Raw genomic sequence first — 17,427 nt, forward strand, 5'->3', positions numbered from 1 at the left:
CCGCCGCCGCACCGGCTCCGGTCCAGCCCGCGGCTCCGGCTCCGAAGCCCGCCCCGGCCGCTCCCGCGCCGGCCGCGTCCGCTCCTGTCACCCCGGCCCCGGCTCCGGCCGCGACCTCCGGTGACGACGGCGCGTACGTGACCCCGCTGGTGCGCAAGCTCGCCGCCGAGAACGGCGTCGACCTGGCCACCGTCAAGGGCACCGGCGTCGGCGGCCGTATCCGCAAGCAGGACGTCCTCGCCGCCGCCGAGGCCGCGAAGGCCGCCGCAGCCGCTCCGGCTCCGGCCGCCGCCGCTGCCCCGGCCGCCAAGAAGGCGCCGACCCTGGAGGCCTCTCCCCTCCGCGGCCAGACCGTAAAGATGCCCCGCATCCGCAAGGTCATCGGCGACAACATGGTCAAGGCCCTGCACGAGCAGGCCCAGCTGTCCTCGGTCGTCGAGGTCGACGTCACGCGGCTGATGCGGCTGCGTGCGCAGGCCAAGGACTCCTTCGCCTCGCGCGAGGGCGTCAAGCTCTCCCCGATGCCGTTCTACGTGAAGGCGGCGGCCCAGGCGCTGAAGGCCCACCCGGCCGTCAACGCCCGGATCAACGTCGAAGAGGGCACGATCACCTACTTCGACACCGAGAACGTCGGTATCGCGGTGGACTCCGAGAAGGGCCTGATGACCCCGGTCATCAAGCACGCGGGCGACCTCAACATCGCCGGCATCGCGAAGGCCACCGCCGACCTGGCGGGCAAGGTCCGGGCCAACAAGATCACTCCGGACGAGCTGTCCGGCGCGACCTTCACGATCTCGAACACCGGCTCGCGCGGCGCGCTCTTCGACACGATCATCGTGCCGCCGAACCAGGTCGCGATCCTGGGCATCGGTGCGACGGTCAAGCGTCCGGCCGTCATCGAGACGGAGGAGGGTACGGTCATCGGCGTCCGCGACATGACCTACCTGACGCTCTCCTACGACCACCGCCTGGTGGACGGCGCCGACGCCGCCCGCTACCTGACGGCGGTCAAGGCGATCCTGGAAGCGGGCGAGTTCGAGGTCGAGCTCGGCCTCTAGGCTCCACCGCCACATCGCACGCAGAGGTGCCCCCGCCCGGTTCTCCGGACGGGGGCACCTCTGCGTCGGGGCCGGGCCGCGGCCCGGCGGGGGCTGGTCGCGCCCACGCGGCGGAGCCGCGTCCATGAAGGCAAGCGGTACCCCATGCTCTTCAGGGGCGCGGGGAACCGCGCACCCCAGCCACGACGTGCCCGCAGCCATCACACCCCTCCCCCAGCGGAGCACCCCGTGTAAGTCTCATCTCACCTGCACCAAAGCACCCCCGCACACCCTTCCCGGAGGGACTCACGGCTTTATTGTCTAGAAGTCAACGCCTCGGGGCCCGAGCGGCCCCCGCCGAAGGAGCTTCAATGACCGCGCCCGTCGTCCACTCGCTCCGCGAACAGATCCGCGAGCACATCGTGGAGGGGATCGTCAGCGGTCGCTGGAAGCCGGGCGAGCGGATCGTGGAGCGCCGGATCGCCACCGAGCTGGAGGTCAGCCAGACCCCCGTGCGGGAGGCCCTGCGCGAGCTGGAGTCGCTGCGCCTGATCGAGTCCGCCCCCAACAAGGGCGTACGCGTACGCAATCTCACCGCCGCGGACCTGGAGGAGAGCTACCCCGTACGGGCCGGTCTGGAAGCCATCGCGGCCGAGCTGGCCGCCGATCGGCTGGCAGCCGACTGCTCGTCGCTCGAACCGCACGTCACCGCCCTGTACGAGGCCGACCGCAAGGCCGACGGCACCGGCCAGGTCCGCCACACGGTGGCCTTCCACCGCGAGCTGGTGCGCGCCGCGGGCAACTCCGTGCTGCTGCACACCTGGGAAGGCCTCGGCATCGAGGTCTTCACGGCCCTGTCGATCCGCTGGCTGGGCACGGTCCAGCAGTCGTACGCGGAGGAGCACGAGGCCCTGGTGGAGGCGTTCCGCCGCCGGGACCCGCTGATCGCGGAGCTGGTGAAGTCGCATGTACTGGGCTGCGCGCCGAGGACGGGCAGCGAGCCTTCCTAGCCACGCCCGCCGCGCGGCGGGCCCGGAACACCGGAGCACAACCCCGCTCAGAAGCGCCTCACCTGCGAAAACAAGGCACCCGGTGCCTGATGCCAAGGCACCCCGTGCCTACTTTCTCGTGATCAAGAGGTTTTGCCCTTCAACCCTTTGATCGATCATCGATCAGCGAGTTACAGTCGTCGGCGGGCTCCCACCAGAGCCTGCCGCCCTGTCCTGCCAAAGACCAAGGGCACCCCCGAAAACCCCTTGCCGACGAGGGAACCCCCCTCCGCATCCGGAAGGCGGCGCAATGACCGACCCCACCGCAATCCAGCCGAGCGAGCTCGACCAGCTCCCGGACCGTGACCCGGAGGAGACCGCCGAATGGCAGGCCTCCCTGGACGCCGTCACCAAGGCGGCCGGGCCGCACCGTGCCGCGTACCTGATGCGGCGCACGCTGGAGCGTGCCGAGGGCAACGGCCTCGCGCTGCCCAAGCTGCTTGAGACCGACTACGTCAACACCATCCCGACCGCCGCCGAACCCGCAGTGGACGGCGACGAGGCGATGGAGCGCAGGATCACCGCGTGGAACCGCTGGAACGCGGCCGCGATGGTGACCCGGGGCGCGAAACACGGCGTGGGCGGCCACATCGCCACCTTCGCCTCCGCGGCCTGGCTCTACGAGACGGGCTTCAACCACTTCTTCAAGGGCAAGGAGGCCGACGGGTCCGGCGACCAGCTCTACATCCAGGGCCACGCCTCCCCCGGCATCTACGCCCGTGCCTTCCTCGACGGCCGGCTGAACGAGACGCACCTCGACAACTTCCGCCAGGAGGCGGGCGGCAACGGCCTCCCGTCGTACCCGCACCCGCGGCGCCTGCCGTGGCTCTGGGAGTTCCCGACGGTGTCGATGGGCCTCGGCCCGCTGTCGGCGATCTACCAGGCGCGCTTCAACCGCTATCTGACCAACCGCGGCATCAAGGACGTGTCCCAGTCGCACGTCTGGGCGTTCCTCGGTGACGGCGAGATGGACGAGCCGGAGTCGACGGCGGCACTCGCACTCGCGAGCCGCGAGGGCCTGGACAACCTCACCTTCGTCATCAACTGCAACCTCCAGCGCCTCGACGGCCCGGTCCGCGCGAACTTCAAGATCGTGCAGGAGCTGGAGGCCCAGTTCCGCGGCGCCGGCTGGAACGTCATCAAGTCGCTGTGGGGCAACGCCTGGGACGAGCTGTTCCAGCTCGACACCACCGGCGCCCTGGTCCGCCGCCTCCGTGAGGTCCCGGACGCGCAGGTGCAGACGTACCAGACGCGTGACGCCGCCTACATCCGTCAGGACTTCTTCGGCTCCGACCCGGCGCTCGTCGAGCTGGCGAAGCTGCTGAGCGACGACAAGATCCTGGAGTGTTTCCACCTCTCGCGCGGTGGTCACGAGGCGCGCAAGGTGTACGCCGCGTACAAGGCGGCCGTCGAGCACAAGGGCGCGCCCACCGTGATCCTCGCGCAGACGGTCAAGGGCTTCACGCTCGGCGAGGGCTTCGCGTCGAAGAACGCCAACCACCAGATGAAGAAGCTGTCGACGGACGAGTTCAAGCAGATGCGTGACCTGCTCGAACTGCCCATCAAGGACAGCGACTTCGTCGACGGTGTGGTCCCCTACGGCCACCCGGGCACCGACTCCCCCGAGGTCCGCTACCTCCAGGAGCGCCGCGCCGCCCTCGGCGGCCCGGCCCCGGCCCGCCGTACGCACGCGGTCGCCCCGCTGCCCGCCCCCGCCGACAAGGCGTTCGCGGCCTTCGACAAGGGCTCCGGCTCGCAGAACGTGGCGACGACCATGGCCTTCGTACGACTGGTCAAGGACCTGGTCCGCGACAAGACGTCCGGCAAGCGCTGGGTGCCGATCGTCCCCGACGAGGCGCGCACCTTCGGCATGGAGAGCCTCTTCCCGTCCCTCGGCATCTACTCGCCGAAGGGGCAGACGTACGAGCCGGTCGACCGTGACCAGCTGATGTACTACAAGGAGGCCAAGGACGGCCAGATCCTCAACGAGGGGATCACCGAGGCCGGTTCGATGGCCGACTTCATCGCCGCGTCCACCGCGTACTCCACGCACGGCGAGACGATGATCCCGTTCTACATCTTCTACTCGATGTTCGGCTGGCAGCGCACGGCCGACCAGATGTGGCAGCTCGGCGACCAGCTCGGCCGCGGCTTCCTCGTCGGCGCCACGGCCGGCCGTACGACGCTGACGGGCGAGGGCCTGCAGCACGCGGACGGGCACTCGCCGGTCATCGCGGCGACCAACCCGGCCGCCCTGTCGTACGACCCGGCGTTCGCCTACGAGGTCGCGACGATCGTCAAGGACGGTCTGCGCCGGATGTACGGCGAGGCCGCGCCCGGCGAGGACCAGAACGTCTTCTACTACCTGACCGTCTACAACGAGCCGATCCCGCAGCCCGCGAAGCCGTCGGGGCTCGGTATCGACGAGGGCATCGTCAAGGGCCTCTACCGCTTCAACACGGCGGAGTCCGCAGGCGTCCAGGTCAACGCCGCCAACGCCTCGCGCATCCAGCTGCTGGGCTCCGGCACGGCAATCCACTGGGTCCTGGAGGCGCAGAGGCTGCTCGCCGAGGAGTGGGGCGTGGCCGCGGACGTCTGGTCCGCCACGTCCTGGACCGAGCTGCGGCGCGACGCCCTGGAGGCCGACGCGGCGCTGCTGCGCGGCGAGGACCGGGTGCCGTACGTCCGTCAGGCGCTGCAGGGTGCCGAGGGGCCCGTCCTCGCGGTCTCCGACTACATGCGGCAGGTGCCCGACCAGATCGCGCAGTGGGTCGAGCAGGACTACTCCTCGCTCGGTGCGGACGGGTTCGGCCTGTCCGACACCCGTGAGGCCGCTCGCCGGCACTTCGGTGTCGACGCGCAGTCGATCGTCGTGGCGGCGCTGGCGCAGCTTGCTCGGCGCGGTGAGGTGCCGGCCTCGGCGGTCAAGGAAGCTCGGGAGCGGTACGGGTTGTAGTTCGGCTGCAGGTGGGCTGTGGCTGGTCGCGCAGTTCCCCGCGCCCCTAAAAGATGAAAAGCCAGGGGCGCAGCCCCGCTTTTCAGGGGCGCGGGGCTGTGACATGTGCGGCTCCGCCGCGTGGGCGCCACCAGCCCCCACCGACCCGCAGCAGACCACCCGGCATCATGAAGACATGCGTGCTGCCCGCCTCATCAAGATGGTGCTGCTTCTTCAGGCCAGGCCCTCCATGACGGCCGCCGAGCTCGCTCGGGAGCTGGAGGTGTCGGAGCGGACGATCACCCGGGACGCGCAGGCCCTTTCGGAGGCCGGCGTCCCGGTGTACGCGGACCGCGGCCGGGCCGGCGGGTACCGGCTGATCGGCGGGTACCGGACCCGGCTGACCGGGCTCGCCAGGAGCGAGGCCGAGGCCCTGTTCCTCTCGGGCGTGCCCGGCGCGCTCCGGGAGATGGGCCTGGAGGACGCCGCCTCCGCCGCCCGGCTCAAGGTGTCCGCGGCCCTCCTCCCCTCCCTCAAGGACGCCTCCCGCACCGCGTCCCAGCGTTTCCACCTGGACGCCCCCGCCTGGTTCGCCGAGCCCAAGACGCCCGAGCTGCTGCCCGAGGTCGCGGAGGCGGTGTGGGACGACCGTCGGATCACCGCGCGCTACCGGCGCCAGGAGACCGACGTGGAGCGCGAGTTGGAGCCGTACGGGCTCATCCTCAAGGCGGGCGTCTGGTACGTGTGCGCCCGCGTCCCCGATCCCGGGTCCTTCCGCGTCTACCGCATCGACCGGTTCACGTCGGTCGAGTCCGGCGACGAGCGCTTCAGCCGCGACGAGGGGTTCGACCTGCCGGGCTTCTGGGCGGAGCGGGCGGCCCAGTTCGCGCGTTCGCTCCTGCGGGCGACGGTCGTCGTGCGGCTCACCGAGGCGGGCGCGCGACGGCTGAGGCACACCGTCGATCCGCTCTCCGCCCAGGAGGCCCTGGCCGCGGCCGGCCCGCCCGACGACGCGGGCCGGGTGACACTCACGCTGCCGGTCGAGTCGTACGACGTCGCGTACACGCAGTTCCTCTCCCTCGGCCCCGAGGCGGAGATCCTGGAGCCGTCCGAACTCCGCGGGCGCTTCGCCGAGGCGGCGGCCAGGACGGCGGCGTACTACGAAGCACAGGAGTGACTCGCGCCGCTGAGGGCTCGGCGCCGCGGGCTACCGGTAGCCCGTCACGTCCGCCGGCTTGCCCTGCGACTCCACCTCGATCAAGTAGCGCCACGCGTCGGGCGCCGAGCCGTCGACGTCCGTGAAGCCGTACTCCTGGGCGAGGCCGCCGCTGGAGAGGGACTGTCCGTTCCAGCGGGCCGCGTCGGGGTCGGCGGCGAGCGCGACCAGGGCCCGTCCGACGTAGGTGGGCGTCTCGGAGATCGCGAAGTGCGGGACGTGCGCGCAGGCGTCCCGCCAGTTCTCCTCGGTGACCTTGAAGGCGGTGTCGAGCATCATCTCGGAGCGCAGCCAGCCCGGGGTGAGGCAGACAGCGGTGCAGCCGTGCTCCTTGAGCTCCTCCCCCAGGTCGTGGGCCATGCGGATGGGGGTCGTCTTGGCGAGGTCGTAGAAGAACGGTTTGCGGTAGCGGCGGTTGTACTCCTCCGTGCCGTCGGTGACCTCGACGAGCAGCCCGCCGGGGTTGCGGACGAGGAGCGGCAGGGCTGCGTGGCTGGTGATGATGTGCGACTCGATGCCGAGGCGCATGATCCGCAGCCCCTTGTCGAGGTCCATGTCCCACATGTCGGGCTGCTTCTCCGCCGACCAGTCGAGCAAGACGTCGCCGCCCCACATGTCGTTGACGAGGATGTCGAGGCGGCCCTGTTCGCGGTCGATGCGGTCGACGAGGGCGCGTACCTGGTCGGGCTCCAGGTGGTCCGTCGGTACGGCGATGCCCCGGCCGGTGGCGCCCGCGGCCTCGTCGACCAGTTCGGCCGTCCCCTCGATGGTCTCGGTGGCCCGGCCGACCTCGCTGACGTGCTCGCGGGTCGTGCGTCCCGTCACGTACACGGTGGCTCCGGCGCGGCCCAGTTCCACCGCCATGGCCCGTCCTGCGCCGCGTGTGGCACCCCCGACCAGGGCGACCTTTCCCTTGAGCCTCGGGGTGAGTTGCGGGGCGGACTGCTGCGCTGTGGTCGGTGCTGTGGTCTGTGCTGTCGTCTCCATGGTCCGAGCATCGCGCCGAATGCAGACATCTGCTGTCGGACTTTCCGTGGGCATGTGCGCGCATAACGATCTGCCTGTCCCCGGGTGCGCGGGCCGGGTGGAGGCCCGATGCTTGTCCCGTGATGGACGAGACGGAGTTCTGGGAGCTGGTGGACGCGACCCGCGAGGCCGCCGAGGGCGACCCCGAGGAGCAGGCCGACCTGCTCGTGGAGCGGCTCGTCCAGTTGGACCCCGAGATGGTCCTGGACTTCGCCCGTCATTTCGAGGCCCGCTACAACCGTGCGTACATGTGGGATCTGTGGGGCGCGGCCTGGATCCTGCTCGACGGGGCGAGCGACGACGCCTTCGACTTCTTCCGCTGCTGGCTGATCGGCCAGGGCCGGGAGGTGTACGAGGCCGGCGTGCACGATCCCGACAAGCTCGCCGAGCTCCTCACGGACTTCGACGACGAGGTAGACGGGGACGGTGAGGAGCTGGGCTACGCGGCGGACGAGGCGTACGAGCAGCTCACCGGCACGGTCGCCCCGGACCTCGGTATTCCGGCCGCGCCGCCCGAGCCGCTGGGCACCGCGCTGGACCTGGAGAACCAGGCCCAGCTGGCGGAGCGTTTCCCCCAGCTGTGGGACCGGTTCGCGGACTGACGGGCCGTCCCACCGGGAGAACCCTCTTCACCAGGAGAGCCCGTCTCACCAGGAGGAGCCGCGCGGGCCTGCCGTACGGATCTGGTGCGCGGGGGCCGTCGCGGTGGTGGGCCAGGCGGCTGCCGTGGGCGTGCCGTCCTTCCGTGCGCTGTGCGGCGGTGCCGCGTTCGCCCGGTCCAGTGCGGACGCGGTGGCGGCGGACGGCCCCACCACGACGGCTGCCACCACACAGGCCACGGTCCACGGGCTGCGTACGGCCCGTCCCCACAGCGAACTCCCCCGGGTCTGCTGCCCCTTGCGACTGCTCATGATCCCCACCTCCGGTCAGTGCGTACCCAGACGCTAGAAGGCGTGGCTCGGGGTGATCCGTGAACCGGCTGTGGCATACCTGTGAGGCGCTACGGGGAGCCGCGGGGCGGGCGGGGGCCGGACGACAGGGCCCGGGCCCCTAGCGCCTGCCCTGGAGGTGGGCCGCGTGTTCCCTGATCTCGGGCAGCCTGGCCATCAGGGCGGCGCCCGGGCAGGCGGTCCAGTAGCCGTCGGTGTGGCCGGAGACGGCGGTGAAGGTCCCGCGGGTGCCGGCCGGGTACTTGCTCAGGCTGTTGGTGGAGACGAGCCGCACCGGAGCCCGGGGGTCGATGCCCACGAGGCCGAGCTTCCAGGCGGCGACGGCCGCTATGGCGTCGGTCATGGCCTTGGGGACCGGTACGCCCGCGGTGAAGGTCCCTATCGCGGCGATGCCCGCCGTGCCCACGTTGAAGCCCTGCGTGTGCGCGCCGACGACGGCGCGGTCGATGCCGCCCGCCCGGCCCTCGTAGATGGTGCCGCAGCGGTCGACGAGGAAGTTGTAGCCGATGTCGTCCCAGTGCCGGACCCCGGCCTGTCCCGCGTAGAGGTATCGGATGATCTTGGGTGCGTCGGCGCAGTCGTAGCCGTTCGGCGAGTCGGTGTGGTGCACGAACACGGCGGTCACGCGGCCGGCGTAGCGGGTCGGCGGCCTGGTGTAGGCGGCGTCGGCCAGCCAGCGTTCCCTCGGCACGATGGGGGGCCGGGCGGCCTGGTGTCCCACGGCGGCCCGCGCCGCGACGGGACGCTTCGCCTCGCCCGGCGTCCGGTCGACCCCCACGGCACACAGCACGAGACCGGTGACGGCGACCAGGCCGGGGACACAGGCGAGGGCGACGCGCGCGGGGCGGGGTATGCGGGCCAGGACCGACGGACGCGGCCCGGTGTCGCCGTCGGCATCGGGCCCGGTCCGCCGGAGCACCCTGCGCCACCGGGCGCGAACCTCCCGCAGCGCGCCATGGGCGCGGTGTGGCGGAGGGGGTCGATGGGCGCACATGGGATCCACTCTCCGGGACAGTCGGACCGTCCGCGATGTGTGCTGTGCCACCCGGTGGAACCAACGTCCCGGTCCGAGACGTTTCTACAGGTCCACGCACGTGTGCCGGATGGCCGGTTTCCACGCGCGCGTGCCTGATCACTGGGCCCTCCCGGCACGTACTAGGAGACCCAAGAGAAAGGGAGCTCCGTGGACCTGCTCGACATCCTGCTGTTGCTGGTGATCCTCGGTTATGCGGCGTCCGGCTACCGGCGCGGGCTCGTCGCGGGCTGTGTGTCCCTGGCCGGCTTCGTGGGCGGTGCCGTGATCGGCGTATGGGTGCTGCCCTGGATGATGGACCTGGTGGAGCCGGGGACCACGGCGGCGACGGTCACGGCGGTGCTCACGGTGCTGCTTCCGGCCGCCGTGGGCCACGAGCTGGCGGGCCGGCTGGGGGTGAAGCTCCGGCGCGAACTGGACCGGGGTCCCCTGCGCACGGTCGACGGCGTGGGCGGCGCGGCGGCCAACGCGGTCGCGGTGATGCTGGTGGCGTGGGTCGCCGCGAGCGTCCTCGGCGCGTCCGCCTCGCCCGTGGTCACCTCGTCGATCCGTAACTCGGCGCTGCTCGGCGCCGTGCAGGACTCGATGCCGGATGCCACCCCGGCGTGGTTCTCCCGGGCCACCTCGGCGCTCACGGAGGCGGGCTTCCCGCAGGTCTTCAACCCCTTCGAGAACGAGCCGGCGGCCAGCGTCGCCAAGCCCTCCGGGGACAGCGTCACCGCTGCCGCCACCCGGGCCGCGCAGCGCTCCACCGTGAAGGTCGAGGGCGCGGTGGGCACCCAGGGCCGCGAGGGCAGCGGTTTCGTGTACGCGCCGGAGCACGTGATGACCAACGCGCACGTGGTGGCGGGCATCGACGAGCCGACCGTCCGCGTGGGCGGCACGGGCAAGGCGTACGAGGCCAGGGTCGTCCTCTTCGACCCCGAGAAGGACGTGGCCGTGCTCGACGTCCCGGGCCTGAAGGCGCCCGTGCTGCCCTTCGACGACACCGCGACCCGCGGCGACGCGGCCGTGGTCGCGGGCTACCCGCAGGACGGCGGCCTCGACCTCCAGGCGGCCACCGTCGCCAACAAGATCAACGCCAGGGGCCAGAACATCTACGGCTCCGACCCCGTCACCCGCGAGATCTACTCGATCCGCTCCACGGTCCGCCCCGGCAACTCCGGCGGCCCCCTGCTGACCACCACCGGCAAGGTCTACGGCGTCGTCTTCGCCCGCTCCACGAGCGACGACGAGACGGGTTACGTACTGACCGCCGACGAGGTCGCGGCCGACGCCCAGCGCGCGGCGAAGGCGAAGGCGGCGGTGGACACGGGCGACCTCGTCACCTCCTGAGCCCCGAGGGGCCCGGGGCGGCCCGACTCGGCGCGCCCCCGGGCGACCCGGCGCGGCGCGCCCCCAAGCGACCCCAAGCAGCCCGGCGCGGCCCGGCGTGACCGGGACGCAGGTGGACGACCAGCCAGTTGGCACGTTTTGCCACCCAGGCAAGGCATGCCCTCACCTTCCTCCGGGCGTACGCTTCCCCGCGTGAGCACCAAGTCGTCCGCAGCGACCAGGACCCCGTCGCTGACCGAGCGCCGCAAGGCGGCAACCCAGTTCGACATCGCCCGCGCCGCCGCCGAGCTCTTCACCGAGCGCGGCCCCGACGGCACCACGGCCGAGGAGATCGCCGTACGCGCCGGTGTCGCGCTGCGGACCTTCTACCGCTACTTCCGCAACAAGCAGGACGCCGTCGGCCCGCTCCTCGCGATCGGCGGCGACCACTGGCGCGAGCGGCTCGCTGCGGCCGAGCCGGGCACCGCGCTCCCCCGGGCGCTGGAAACGGCCGTCACCGCGTCGCTGACCGTCCCCCACGAGGCCAAGGCGGAAGGACTGCGCTGGACGCGGGGCCTGCTGCGGGCGTCCGCCGAGGACCCGGCGCTGCGCGCGGTCTGGTACCGCGTGAACCAGGAGTCCGAGGACAAGCTCATCCCCCTGTTGGCCCGGCTGGCGGGCGACGACGCCGACCCGCTGGAGATCCGCCTCGCGGCCGCGGCCGCCACGGACGCGATCCGGGTCGCCCTGGAGACCTGGGCCGAGTCGGACGCGGACGTCGAGGGCCCGGGCTCACCCGCGGAACTCGCGGTGCGCTGCCTGCGGGAACTGACGGGCGGGATGCGGCTGTTGGCGCAACCGCAGAAGGGCTGACCCGCGGACCGGCCGGGGCTCAGGACCGCTCCGGAGACCGCGGACCGTCCGGGCCCGTCCACTCGCGGCCCGTTCGGGCTCAGAGGCTGCGCCCCATGAGTACGTCGTCCACGTACTCCCCGTCGAGGTAGAACTCGCCGGGCTGGATCCCCTCGACCACGAAGCCCTCCGACTCGTACAGCTTGCGGGCCGGGGTGTTGTGGCCGAGGACGCGCAGGGTGATCCGCAGGGCGCCCTGGCGGCGGGCCTCGGTGACGACCGCGCGGATCAGGGCCCGGCCCACCCCGTGGCCGCGCGCCTCCTCGGAGACGGCGAGGCCCTGGATCTGCCGTACATGCGCGTTCGAGACGAGCGGGGTGGGGAAGCCGAGCCGTACATAGCCGACGACGCGCCCGTCCAGCTCCGCCACCAGGTGGTCGCGGGGGCCGAAGCGCTCGTTGAAGAACGGCTCGTACGGCGGCTGGTCCTGGGGTCTGACGGCGTGCTGATAGGACCAGACCGCGCGGTCGAGACGGCCCAGCGCCTCTTCGTCGTCGGGCCGGGCGGTGCGTATGGACGGCTCGGGCATGACGTGATTTTACGACCGGCGCCCGCGACGCCGTCCGCGATGTCGTCCGGGATGCCGGGCACCCCTGGGCGCGCTGTTCCCGGGGTGGTTGGCGGAGGATGGGGCCATGGAGACTTCCCGAATCGCCGTGGCCGGCGCGTCCGGCCTCATCGGCAGCGCCCTGGTGCGCTCGCTGACCGCCGACGGGCACGAGGTGGTGCGGCTGGTACGCCGTACGCCCCGGGCGAAGGACGAGGTCGAGTGGGACCCCGAACGGCAGTACGTCGACGCGGCGGGGCTCGTCGGCTGCGACGCGGTGGTGAATCTCGCGGGGGCCGGCATCGGCGACCACCGCTGGACGGACGAGTACAAGCGGAGGATCAGGGACAGCCGGCTGCTCGGCACGGCCGCACTGGCGGAGGCCGTCGCCTCCCTCGACCGGCCGCCGCGGGTCTTCCTCAACGGCAGCGCCATGGGCGTCTACGGAGACACCGGCGAGCGGGCCGTGGACGAGAGCGCGCCTCCCGGGATCGGGTTCCTGCCCTCGCTGTGCGTCGAGTGGGAGGAGGCGGCGGCCCCGGCGGAGGAGGCGGGCGTACGGACCGTCTTCGCGCGCACCGGCCTGGTGGTGGCCGCGAAGGGCGGCGCCTGGGGGCGGCTCTTCCCGCTCTTCAAGGCGGGTCTCGGCGGGCGGATGGGCGACGGACGGCAGTACTGGAGCTACATCGCGCTGCACGACCACGTGGCAGCGCTGCGGTATCTGATCGACTCCGAGTCGCTGTCCGGCCCCTTCAACCTGACGGCTCCGGAGCCGCTCACCAACCGGGAGATCACGGCCGCGATGGGGCGGGTGCTGCACCGGCCCGCGGTCTTCGCGGTGCCCGCACCCGTGCTGAAGATCGTGCTCGGGGAGATGGCGCAGGAGGTGCTGGGGAGCCAACGGGTGGTGCCTACCCGGCTGTTGGAGTCGGGGTTCACTTTCGCGTTTCCGGGGATCGAGGAGGCGATCAGGGCGGTTCGCTAGCGCCGGCGCTCCGCTGAGCTCCGCCGGGCCGCGGTGGGTATGCGCGGGCCGGCTGTGGCCGAGCGCGCCCACGCGGCGAGGCCGCATATCGATACGGCCCCGCGCCCCTGAAGGGGTGACCCCGCCGAAGGGGCACCCCATGCGACCCGTGTGCGACCGTGCCCTGTTCATGCGCGACTTCCACCGACCGTCGGCAGCCCTACTCTCGTGCCGAACTCGGGTATTCCTGAAGCCCGTTGGGGGCATCACGTCCCCAGCAGTCACGCGACCTCGGGGAGGGGCACGTGCTTGAGCCCGCGTATCAGGCGGACGTCGTCATCGTGGGAGCCGGAGTCGCCGGACTCGCGGCCGCCCATCGGCTGAACAGCGCAGGTGTAACGACCGTAGTCCTGGAGGCCGCCCCTTACGTGGGGGGCCGTATGACGACCGAGAAGGTCGACGGTTTCCGTCTCGACCGCATCGGCCAGCTCCTCTCCACGTCCTATCCCGAGCTGCGGCTGACCCCGGGCCTGGACAGGCTCGCCCTGCGGCCGTTCGCCCCCGGCGTGCTCGTCCACGCCGACGGCCGCGTCCACCGGGCCGGCGAGCCCGCAGGTGCCGGGGGCGCACGGGGCGCACTCGACGCGGCGCGCGCCCTGGTGAGCCCCCCTCGCAGGATCAGGCAGATACCGGCGGTCGCCGTGCCGCCCGTGTCCCGGGCGTTTCCGCCGCTCGGCGGCGCCCTCGACCAGGCCCGGCTCGCCGCGGCCCTCGGACGGATCGCGACCGTCCCCGTGGAACGGCTGCTGGCCCGGCCCGAGCGACCTGCGGGGCGCGCCCTCGCGGCCCGCGGCATGCCGGCCCGTACGGTCGAGGGTTTTCTGCGCCCGCTGCTGGCCGCGCTGCTCTGCGATCCGGATCTGACGACGTCCAGCCGGTGCGCGGACCTCGCGCTGCGCGCCTTCGCCTCCGGCCGGCTGTGCGTCCCGGAGGGCGGCGCCGACACGCTGCCGGAGCTGCTGGCGTCGGCCCTGCCGCCCGGGACGGTCCGCACCGGGGTGCGGGTCACGTCCGTGTCCACGACCTCCGTGACGACGGCGGACCACGGCGAACTGCGCTGCCGGGCCATCCTGGTGGCGACCGACGCCCACGCCGCCGCCGAGCTGCTGCCAGGTCTGCGGGTGCCGCCGTTCCACCAGGTCACGGTGGTGCACCACACGGCCGACGAGGTACCCCTGGCGGAGCCCGCGCTGCTCCTGGACGCGGACCGCCGGGGCCCGGTGGCCCACACCGCGGTCATCAGCCAGGTCGACCCGACCCGCGCCCCCGTGGGCCGCGCCCTGATCTCCTCCACGATCCTCGGCGCACCCCCCGCGGACACGGACCGGGCCGTACGCGCCCACCTGGCCGCCCTCTACGGCACCGCCACGCACCGCTGGGAGCTGCTCGCGGTCCACCACACCCCCGACGCGGTCCCCGCGATGCCGCCCCCGCACGACCTCCGCCGCCCGGTCCGCCTCCTCGCCGGTCTGTACGTCTGCGGCGACCACCGCGACACCAGCACGGTCCAGGGCGCCCTGCACTCGGGCCACCGAGCAGCGACAGCCCTCCTGACGGACCTGGGCGTCGACTCGGCACCCACGGCAACCCCATTAACGGCCTCGACCGCCGCGTAGGCGTACGAGAGCCAGGGGGTGGAGGTCCCGCCGCGGGGCAGGACCTCCTCCCCATCCACAGCGCCCCGGCCCCCGCGCCCCGTCAGAGGCGCGGGGGCCGTATCGACATGCGGCTCCGCGGCGCCCCGTCAAGGACTCGGGACTGTGTCGACATGCGGCTCCACCGTGCCCCGTCAGGGGCGCGGGGAACTGTGCAGCCAGCCACAACCGGCCCGCAGCCTCAAACCAACCCTTCCGGTGGTGCCGGTCAGCCGAGGGCCGCGACCTTGTCGCGGTACCCCCTGACCGGCGCCGCGTCCTTGTACGGCTCCAGTCGCCGTTCGAAGTCCCGCACATACTCCACCGCCCGCACGGACCGCATCTCCGAAGCCTGCGTCGCGGCCTCCGCACCCAACTGGCAGGCCTGATCGAGCTCGCCGAGCCCGAGCCGTGCCGAGGCCAGGACGACCCGGCAGAAGAGCCGGCTGCGCGCATACCCGGGCGCCCGCAACTGCAGGGAGCGCTCGGCATGCTGGGCCGCCGCCCGGTACTGCTGGAGGTCGCGGTGGCAGTGCCCGAACTCGTCCGCGAGCTGCGCCTCGTCGAAGAACCGCGCCCAGTACGGCACTTCGTCGCCGGGCCGGGCGGTCTCCAGGGCCCGCTCGGCCCGTACCAGCGAGGCCGTGGCCGCCCGCACCTCGCCGAGCACCCCGTGCCCCCGCGCCTCGACCGCGTACAGCAGCGCCTGGACGACCGGCGGGGCCGACGAGCCCACGCCCTGCTGGGCGACCCGGGCCAGCTGCACCGCCTCCCGGCCGTGCCCCAGATAGACGGCTTGTCGACTCATCGTCACGAGCACGTACGAGCCGTACGCCCGGTCCCCCGCCGCCTGCGACAGCCGCAGCGCCTGCACGAAGTACCGCTGGGCCAGTCCGTGCGCGGCGATGTCGTACGAGGTCCAGCCCGCCAGCCGGGTCAGATCGGACGCGGCGGCGAACAGGCGGCGCCCCGTCTGCTCCCCGTAGGTGCCGCGCAGCATCGGCTCCAGCTCGTGCTCCAGGTACCGCACGAGGGCCTGCCGGGCGTGCCCTCCGCCGTACGCGTTGTCGAGCGTGCGGAACAGTTCACCGACCGAGCGCAGCGCCGCGATGTCGCCCGCGGTCACCCGCTGCCCGGGGCCGCGTTCGGTCTGCGCGCGCTGCCTGGGCACGGCCGGGCGGCCCTGTACGGGGATCCGTACGGCACCGGGGTCGCCGCGGCCCACCCGGTCGTCGGCCCGGCCGATCAGCCAGTCCCGGCTGGGCACGACGAGCCCCGCCGGGGTGAACGCGATCTTGCGGAGCTCCGCGTGACTGCCGGAGTCCTTGCGCCACAGACCGCCGACGATGTCGACGGCCTCCTCGGGGGTCGCCGCGAATTCGAGCCCGGCGTACACCGGGGCGCACGCGTCGAGTCCGAGGTCCTGGGCAGTGAGACGGCGGCCGAGGCGGCGGGTGAAGACCTCGGCGATCAGCGCGGGTGTGGTGCCTCTTGGCTGCTGGCCGCGCAGCCAGCGGGTCACGGATGTCTTGTCGTATCTGAGATCGAGCCCGTGTTCGAGGCCGAGCTGGTCCACTCGGCGGGCTAGCCCCGCGTTGGAGAACCCCGCTTCTGCGATTAGTGCGGCGAGCTGACGGTTGGGGGTGCGCTGCGCGGGTCGTTCCGTCATCTGCGGTGCGAACTCCTGCCTTCCGGGCTGGGGGCCTGCGGGAACAGGCCCGGGCGAGGTCGGCCGCCATGCCTTGAGCAGCCCTTGAAAGCCTCGTGAACGGCGCGAATGTAGCGGTCCGTAAGCACCCGATCGCACACTTCGACGCGCATTCATCCGATCGTGTGAGGATTGCCCCCAGGGCTGACGAGGTTCGACCGGACGTACAGTGGCGTGAGGCTGTTATGAGCCTTACGACTCTTTCAGGGAGGCGCTTGCCGTGAGTGAGTTGCGGTTCGTCCGCATGGGTTTCGGTGCGGACGCCGTCGAGTACCAGGAGGCCTGGGACGAGCAGCGCCGTGTGCACACGGCCCGCTTCCAGGACGAGATCCCCGACACCTGTCTGCTCCTGGAGCACCCGCCGGTCTACACGGCCGGGCGGCGCACGGCGGACAGTGAGCGGCCCCTCGACGGCACGCCCGTCGTCGACGTGGACCGTGGCGGCAAGATCACCTGGCACGGGCCGGGGCAGCTGGTCGGCTACCCGATCCAGAAACTTCCTCGTCCGGTTGACGTCGTCGCCCACCTCCGACGGCTTGAGGACGCGATGATCCAGGTCTGCGCGGAGTTCGGTGTCGAGACGAGCCGGGTGGAGGGGCGGGCCGGTGTCTGGGTCCTCGGTGACCCGGTGGCCGAGCGGCCCTCCCTCGGCGGGCTCTCCCTCGACTTCGATCCCCGGCTGGCCGACGAGGAGTTCGATCCTCGGCTCAACGGGCCCGAGTACGCGCCCTCCAACGCGGGGCAGCGGCGTGAGGACCGGAAGATCTGTGCCATGGGGATCCGGGTCGCCAAGGGCGTCACGATGCATGGCTTCGCGCTGAACGTGAATCCCGACACGTCCAGCTTCGACAAGATCATCCCTTGCGGGATCCGTGACGCGGGTGTCACGTCGCTCGCCCATGAGTTGGGCCGCGACCTCACCATCGCGGAGGTCCTGCCTGTGGCCGAGCGGCATCTGCGGGATGTCCTCGGGAACGCGGAGTTGAGGCCGCGGGAGGTGGAGCGGGTAGTGGTGTAGGGGCTTTTTTCGCCCCCGCCGCCC

General features: G+C 72.2%; 15 protein-coding genes. 10 read left to right on the plus strand and 5 right to left on the minus strand.

Annotated elements, in window-relative coordinates:
- The 4 genes from sucB to AOK17_RS33185 all read left to right on the plus strand — a co-directional run.
- Nucleotides 1-1,058 (plus strand): 2-oxoglutarate dehydrogenase, E2 component, dihydrolipoamide succinyltransferase (sucB, locus tag AOK17_RS33170; protein WP_063997334.1); only part of this gene is annotated, 1,058 nt, incomplete at its 5' end.
- 350 nt (nt 1,059-1,408) lie between these two features.
- Entirely contained in the window at nt 1,409-2,047 is a 639-nt protein-coding gene (locus AOK17_RS33175) for a GntR family transcriptional regulator (RefSeq protein ID WP_055616285.1), read from the plus strand.
- 289 nt (nt 2,048-2,336) lie between these two features.
- A complete protein-coding gene (gene aceE, locus AOK17_RS33180) occupies nt 2,337-5,042 on the plus strand; it encodes a pyruvate dehydrogenase (acetyl-transferring), homodimeric type (RefSeq protein WP_055616286.1) in 2,706 nt (901 codons plus the stop codon).
- 175 nt (nt 5,043-5,217) lie between these two features.
- Nucleotides 5,218-6,198, plus strand: a complete 981-nt coding sequence (locus AOK17_RS33185; protein ID WP_055616287.1) for a helix-turn-helix transcriptional regulator — start codon at nt 5,218-5,220, stop codon at nt 6,196-6,198.
- Between the two features lie 30 nt (nt 6,199-6,228).
- On the opposite strand, the gene AOK17_RS33190 is transcribed toward AOK17_RS33185, so the two are convergent.
- Nucleotides 6,229-7,224, minus strand: a complete 996-nt coding sequence (locus AOK17_RS33190) for an SDR family oxidoreductase (RefSeq protein ID WP_055616288.1) — start codon at nt 7,222-7,224, stop codon at nt 6,229-6,231.
- A 122-nt stretch (nt 7,225-7,346) separates the two neighbouring features.
- Here AOK17_RS33190 and AOK17_RS33195 point away from each other — a divergent pair, with 122 nt between their 5' ends.
- Nucleotides 7,347-7,865 carry a DUF4240 domain-containing protein gene (locus AOK17_RS33195; protein WP_055616289.1) on the plus strand — a complete coding sequence of 173 codons (519 nt, stop codon included), beginning with the start codon at nt 7,347-7,349 and terminating at the stop codon, nt 7,863-7,865.
- A 45-nt stretch (nt 7,866-7,910) separates the two neighbouring features.
- Here the strand turns inward: AOK17_RS33195 and AOK17_RS33200 are convergent, their stop codons facing one another.
- Together AOK17_RS33200 and AOK17_RS33205 are read right to left on the minus strand one after the other, a co-directional pair.
- Nucleotides 7,911-8,174 (minus strand): hypothetical protein, encoded by a 264-nt coding sequence (locus AOK17_RS33200; RefSeq protein ID WP_055616290.1) that lies wholly within the window; start codon nt 8,172-8,174, stop codon nt 7,911-7,913.
- Nucleotides 8,175-8,313: 139 nt separating this feature from the next.
- Nucleotides 8,314-9,075 (minus strand): peptidoglycan recognition protein family protein, encoded by a 762-nt coding sequence (locus AOK17_RS33205; RefSeq protein WP_359859103.1) that lies wholly within the window; start codon nt 9,073-9,075, stop codon nt 8,314-8,316.
- 321 nt (nt 9,076-9,396) lie between these two features.
- On the opposite strand from AOK17_RS33205, the gene AOK17_RS33210 reads away from it, so the two are divergent.
- Together AOK17_RS33210 and AOK17_RS33215 are read left to right on the plus strand one after the other, a co-directional pair.
- The gene (locus tag AOK17_RS33210; protein ID WP_055616291.1) at nt 9,397-10,581 is read left to right on the plus strand and encodes a MarP family serine protease; all 1,185 of its coding nucleotides are present in this window, start codon (nt 9,397-9,399) and stop codon (nt 10,579-10,581) included.
- 192 nt (nt 10,582-10,773) lie between these two features.
- On the plus strand, nt 10,774-11,433 hold the full coding sequence (locus AOK17_RS33215) for a TetR/AcrR family transcriptional regulator (RefSeq protein ID WP_055616292.1): 660 nt from the start codon (nt 10,774-10,776) through the stop codon (nt 11,431-11,433).
- Nucleotides 11,434-11,512: 79 nt separating this feature from the next.
- Here the strand turns inward: AOK17_RS33215 and AOK17_RS33220 are convergent, their stop codons facing one another.
- Entirely contained in the window at nt 11,513-12,001 is a 489-nt protein-coding gene (locus AOK17_RS33220) for a GNAT family N-acetyltransferase (protein ID WP_055616293.1), read from the minus strand.
- Nucleotides 12,002-12,107: 106 nt separating this feature from the next.
- On the opposite strand from AOK17_RS33220, the gene AOK17_RS33225 reads away from it, so the two are divergent.
- Together AOK17_RS33225 and AOK17_RS33230 are read left to right on the plus strand one after the other, a co-directional pair.
- Nucleotides 12,108-13,004, plus strand: a complete 897-nt coding sequence (locus tag AOK17_RS33225; protein WP_055616294.1) for a TIGR01777 family oxidoreductase — start codon at nt 12,108-12,110, stop codon at nt 13,002-13,004.
- Between the two features lie 284 nt (nt 13,005-13,288).
- Nucleotides 13,289-14,659: an NAD(P)/FAD-dependent oxidoreductase gene (locus tag AOK17_RS33230; RefSeq protein ID WP_055616295.1), complete on the plus strand. Its 1,371-nt coding sequence runs from the start codon at nt 13,289-13,291 to the stop codon at nt 14,657-14,659.
- Nucleotides 14,660-14,906: 247 nt separating this feature from the next.
- Here the strand turns inward: AOK17_RS33230 and AOK17_RS33235 are convergent, their stop codons facing one another.
- Complete coding sequence (locus AOK17_RS33235) at nt 14,907-16,346, minus strand: NsdA family TPR-like regulatory protein (protein WP_055616296.1); 1,440 nt, start codon at nt 16,344-16,346, stop codon at nt 14,907-14,909.
- A gap of 259 nt (nt 16,347-16,605) precedes the next feature.
- On the opposite strand from AOK17_RS33235, the gene lipB reads away from it, so the two are divergent.
- The gene (lipB, locus tag AOK17_RS33240) at nt 16,606-17,403 is read left to right on the plus strand and encodes a lipoyl(octanoyl) transferase LipB (protein WP_055616297.1); all 798 of its coding nucleotides are present in this window, start codon (nt 16,606-16,608) and stop codon (nt 17,401-17,403) included.
- Nucleotides 17,404-17,427: the final 24 nt, after the last annotated feature.

The organism is Streptomyces phaeochromogenes (genome assembly GCF_001418655.1).
GTDB lineage: Bacteria > Actinomycetota > Actinomycetes > Streptomycetales > Streptomycetaceae > Streptomyces > Streptomyces phaeochromogenes.

What these genes read in the sequence shown, in the direction of transcription:
- AOK17_RS33175 (WP_055616285.1), top strand. Translation starts at nt 1,409, where the DNA reads ATGACCGCGCCCGTCGTCCACTCGCTCCGCGAACAGATCCGCGAGCAC.
- aceE (WP_055616286.1), top strand. Translation starts at nt 2,337, where the DNA reads ATGACCGACCCCACCGCAATCCAGCCGAGCGAGCTCGACCAGCTCCCG.
- AOK17_RS33185 (WP_055616287.1), top strand. Translation starts at nt 5,218, where the DNA reads ATGCGTGCTGCCCGCCTCATCAAGATGGTGCTGCTTCTTCAGGCCAGG.
- AOK17_RS33190 (WP_055616288.1), bottom strand. Translation starts at nt 7,224, where the DNA reads ATGGAGACGACAGCACAGACCACAGCACCGACCACAGCGCAGCAGTCC.
- AOK17_RS33195 (WP_055616289.1), top strand. Translation starts at nt 7,347, where the DNA reads ATGGACGAGACGGAGTTCTGGGAGCTGGTGGACGCGACCCGCGAGGCC.
- AOK17_RS33200 (WP_055616290.1), bottom strand. Translation starts at nt 8,174, where the DNA reads ATGAGCAGTCGCAAGGGGCAGCAGACCCGGGGGAGTTCGCTGTGGGGA.
- AOK17_RS33220 (WP_055616293.1), bottom strand. Translation starts at nt 12,001, where the DNA reads ATGCCCGAGCCGTCCATACGCACCGCCCGGCCCGACGACGAAGAGGCG.
- AOK17_RS33225 (WP_055616294.1), top strand. Translation starts at nt 12,108, where the DNA reads ATGGAGACTTCCCGAATCGCCGTGGCCGGCGCGTCCGGCCTCATCGGC.
- AOK17_RS33235 (WP_055616296.1), bottom strand. Translation starts at nt 16,346, where the DNA reads ATGACGGAACGACCCGCGCAGCGCACCCCCAACCGTCAGCTCGCCGCA.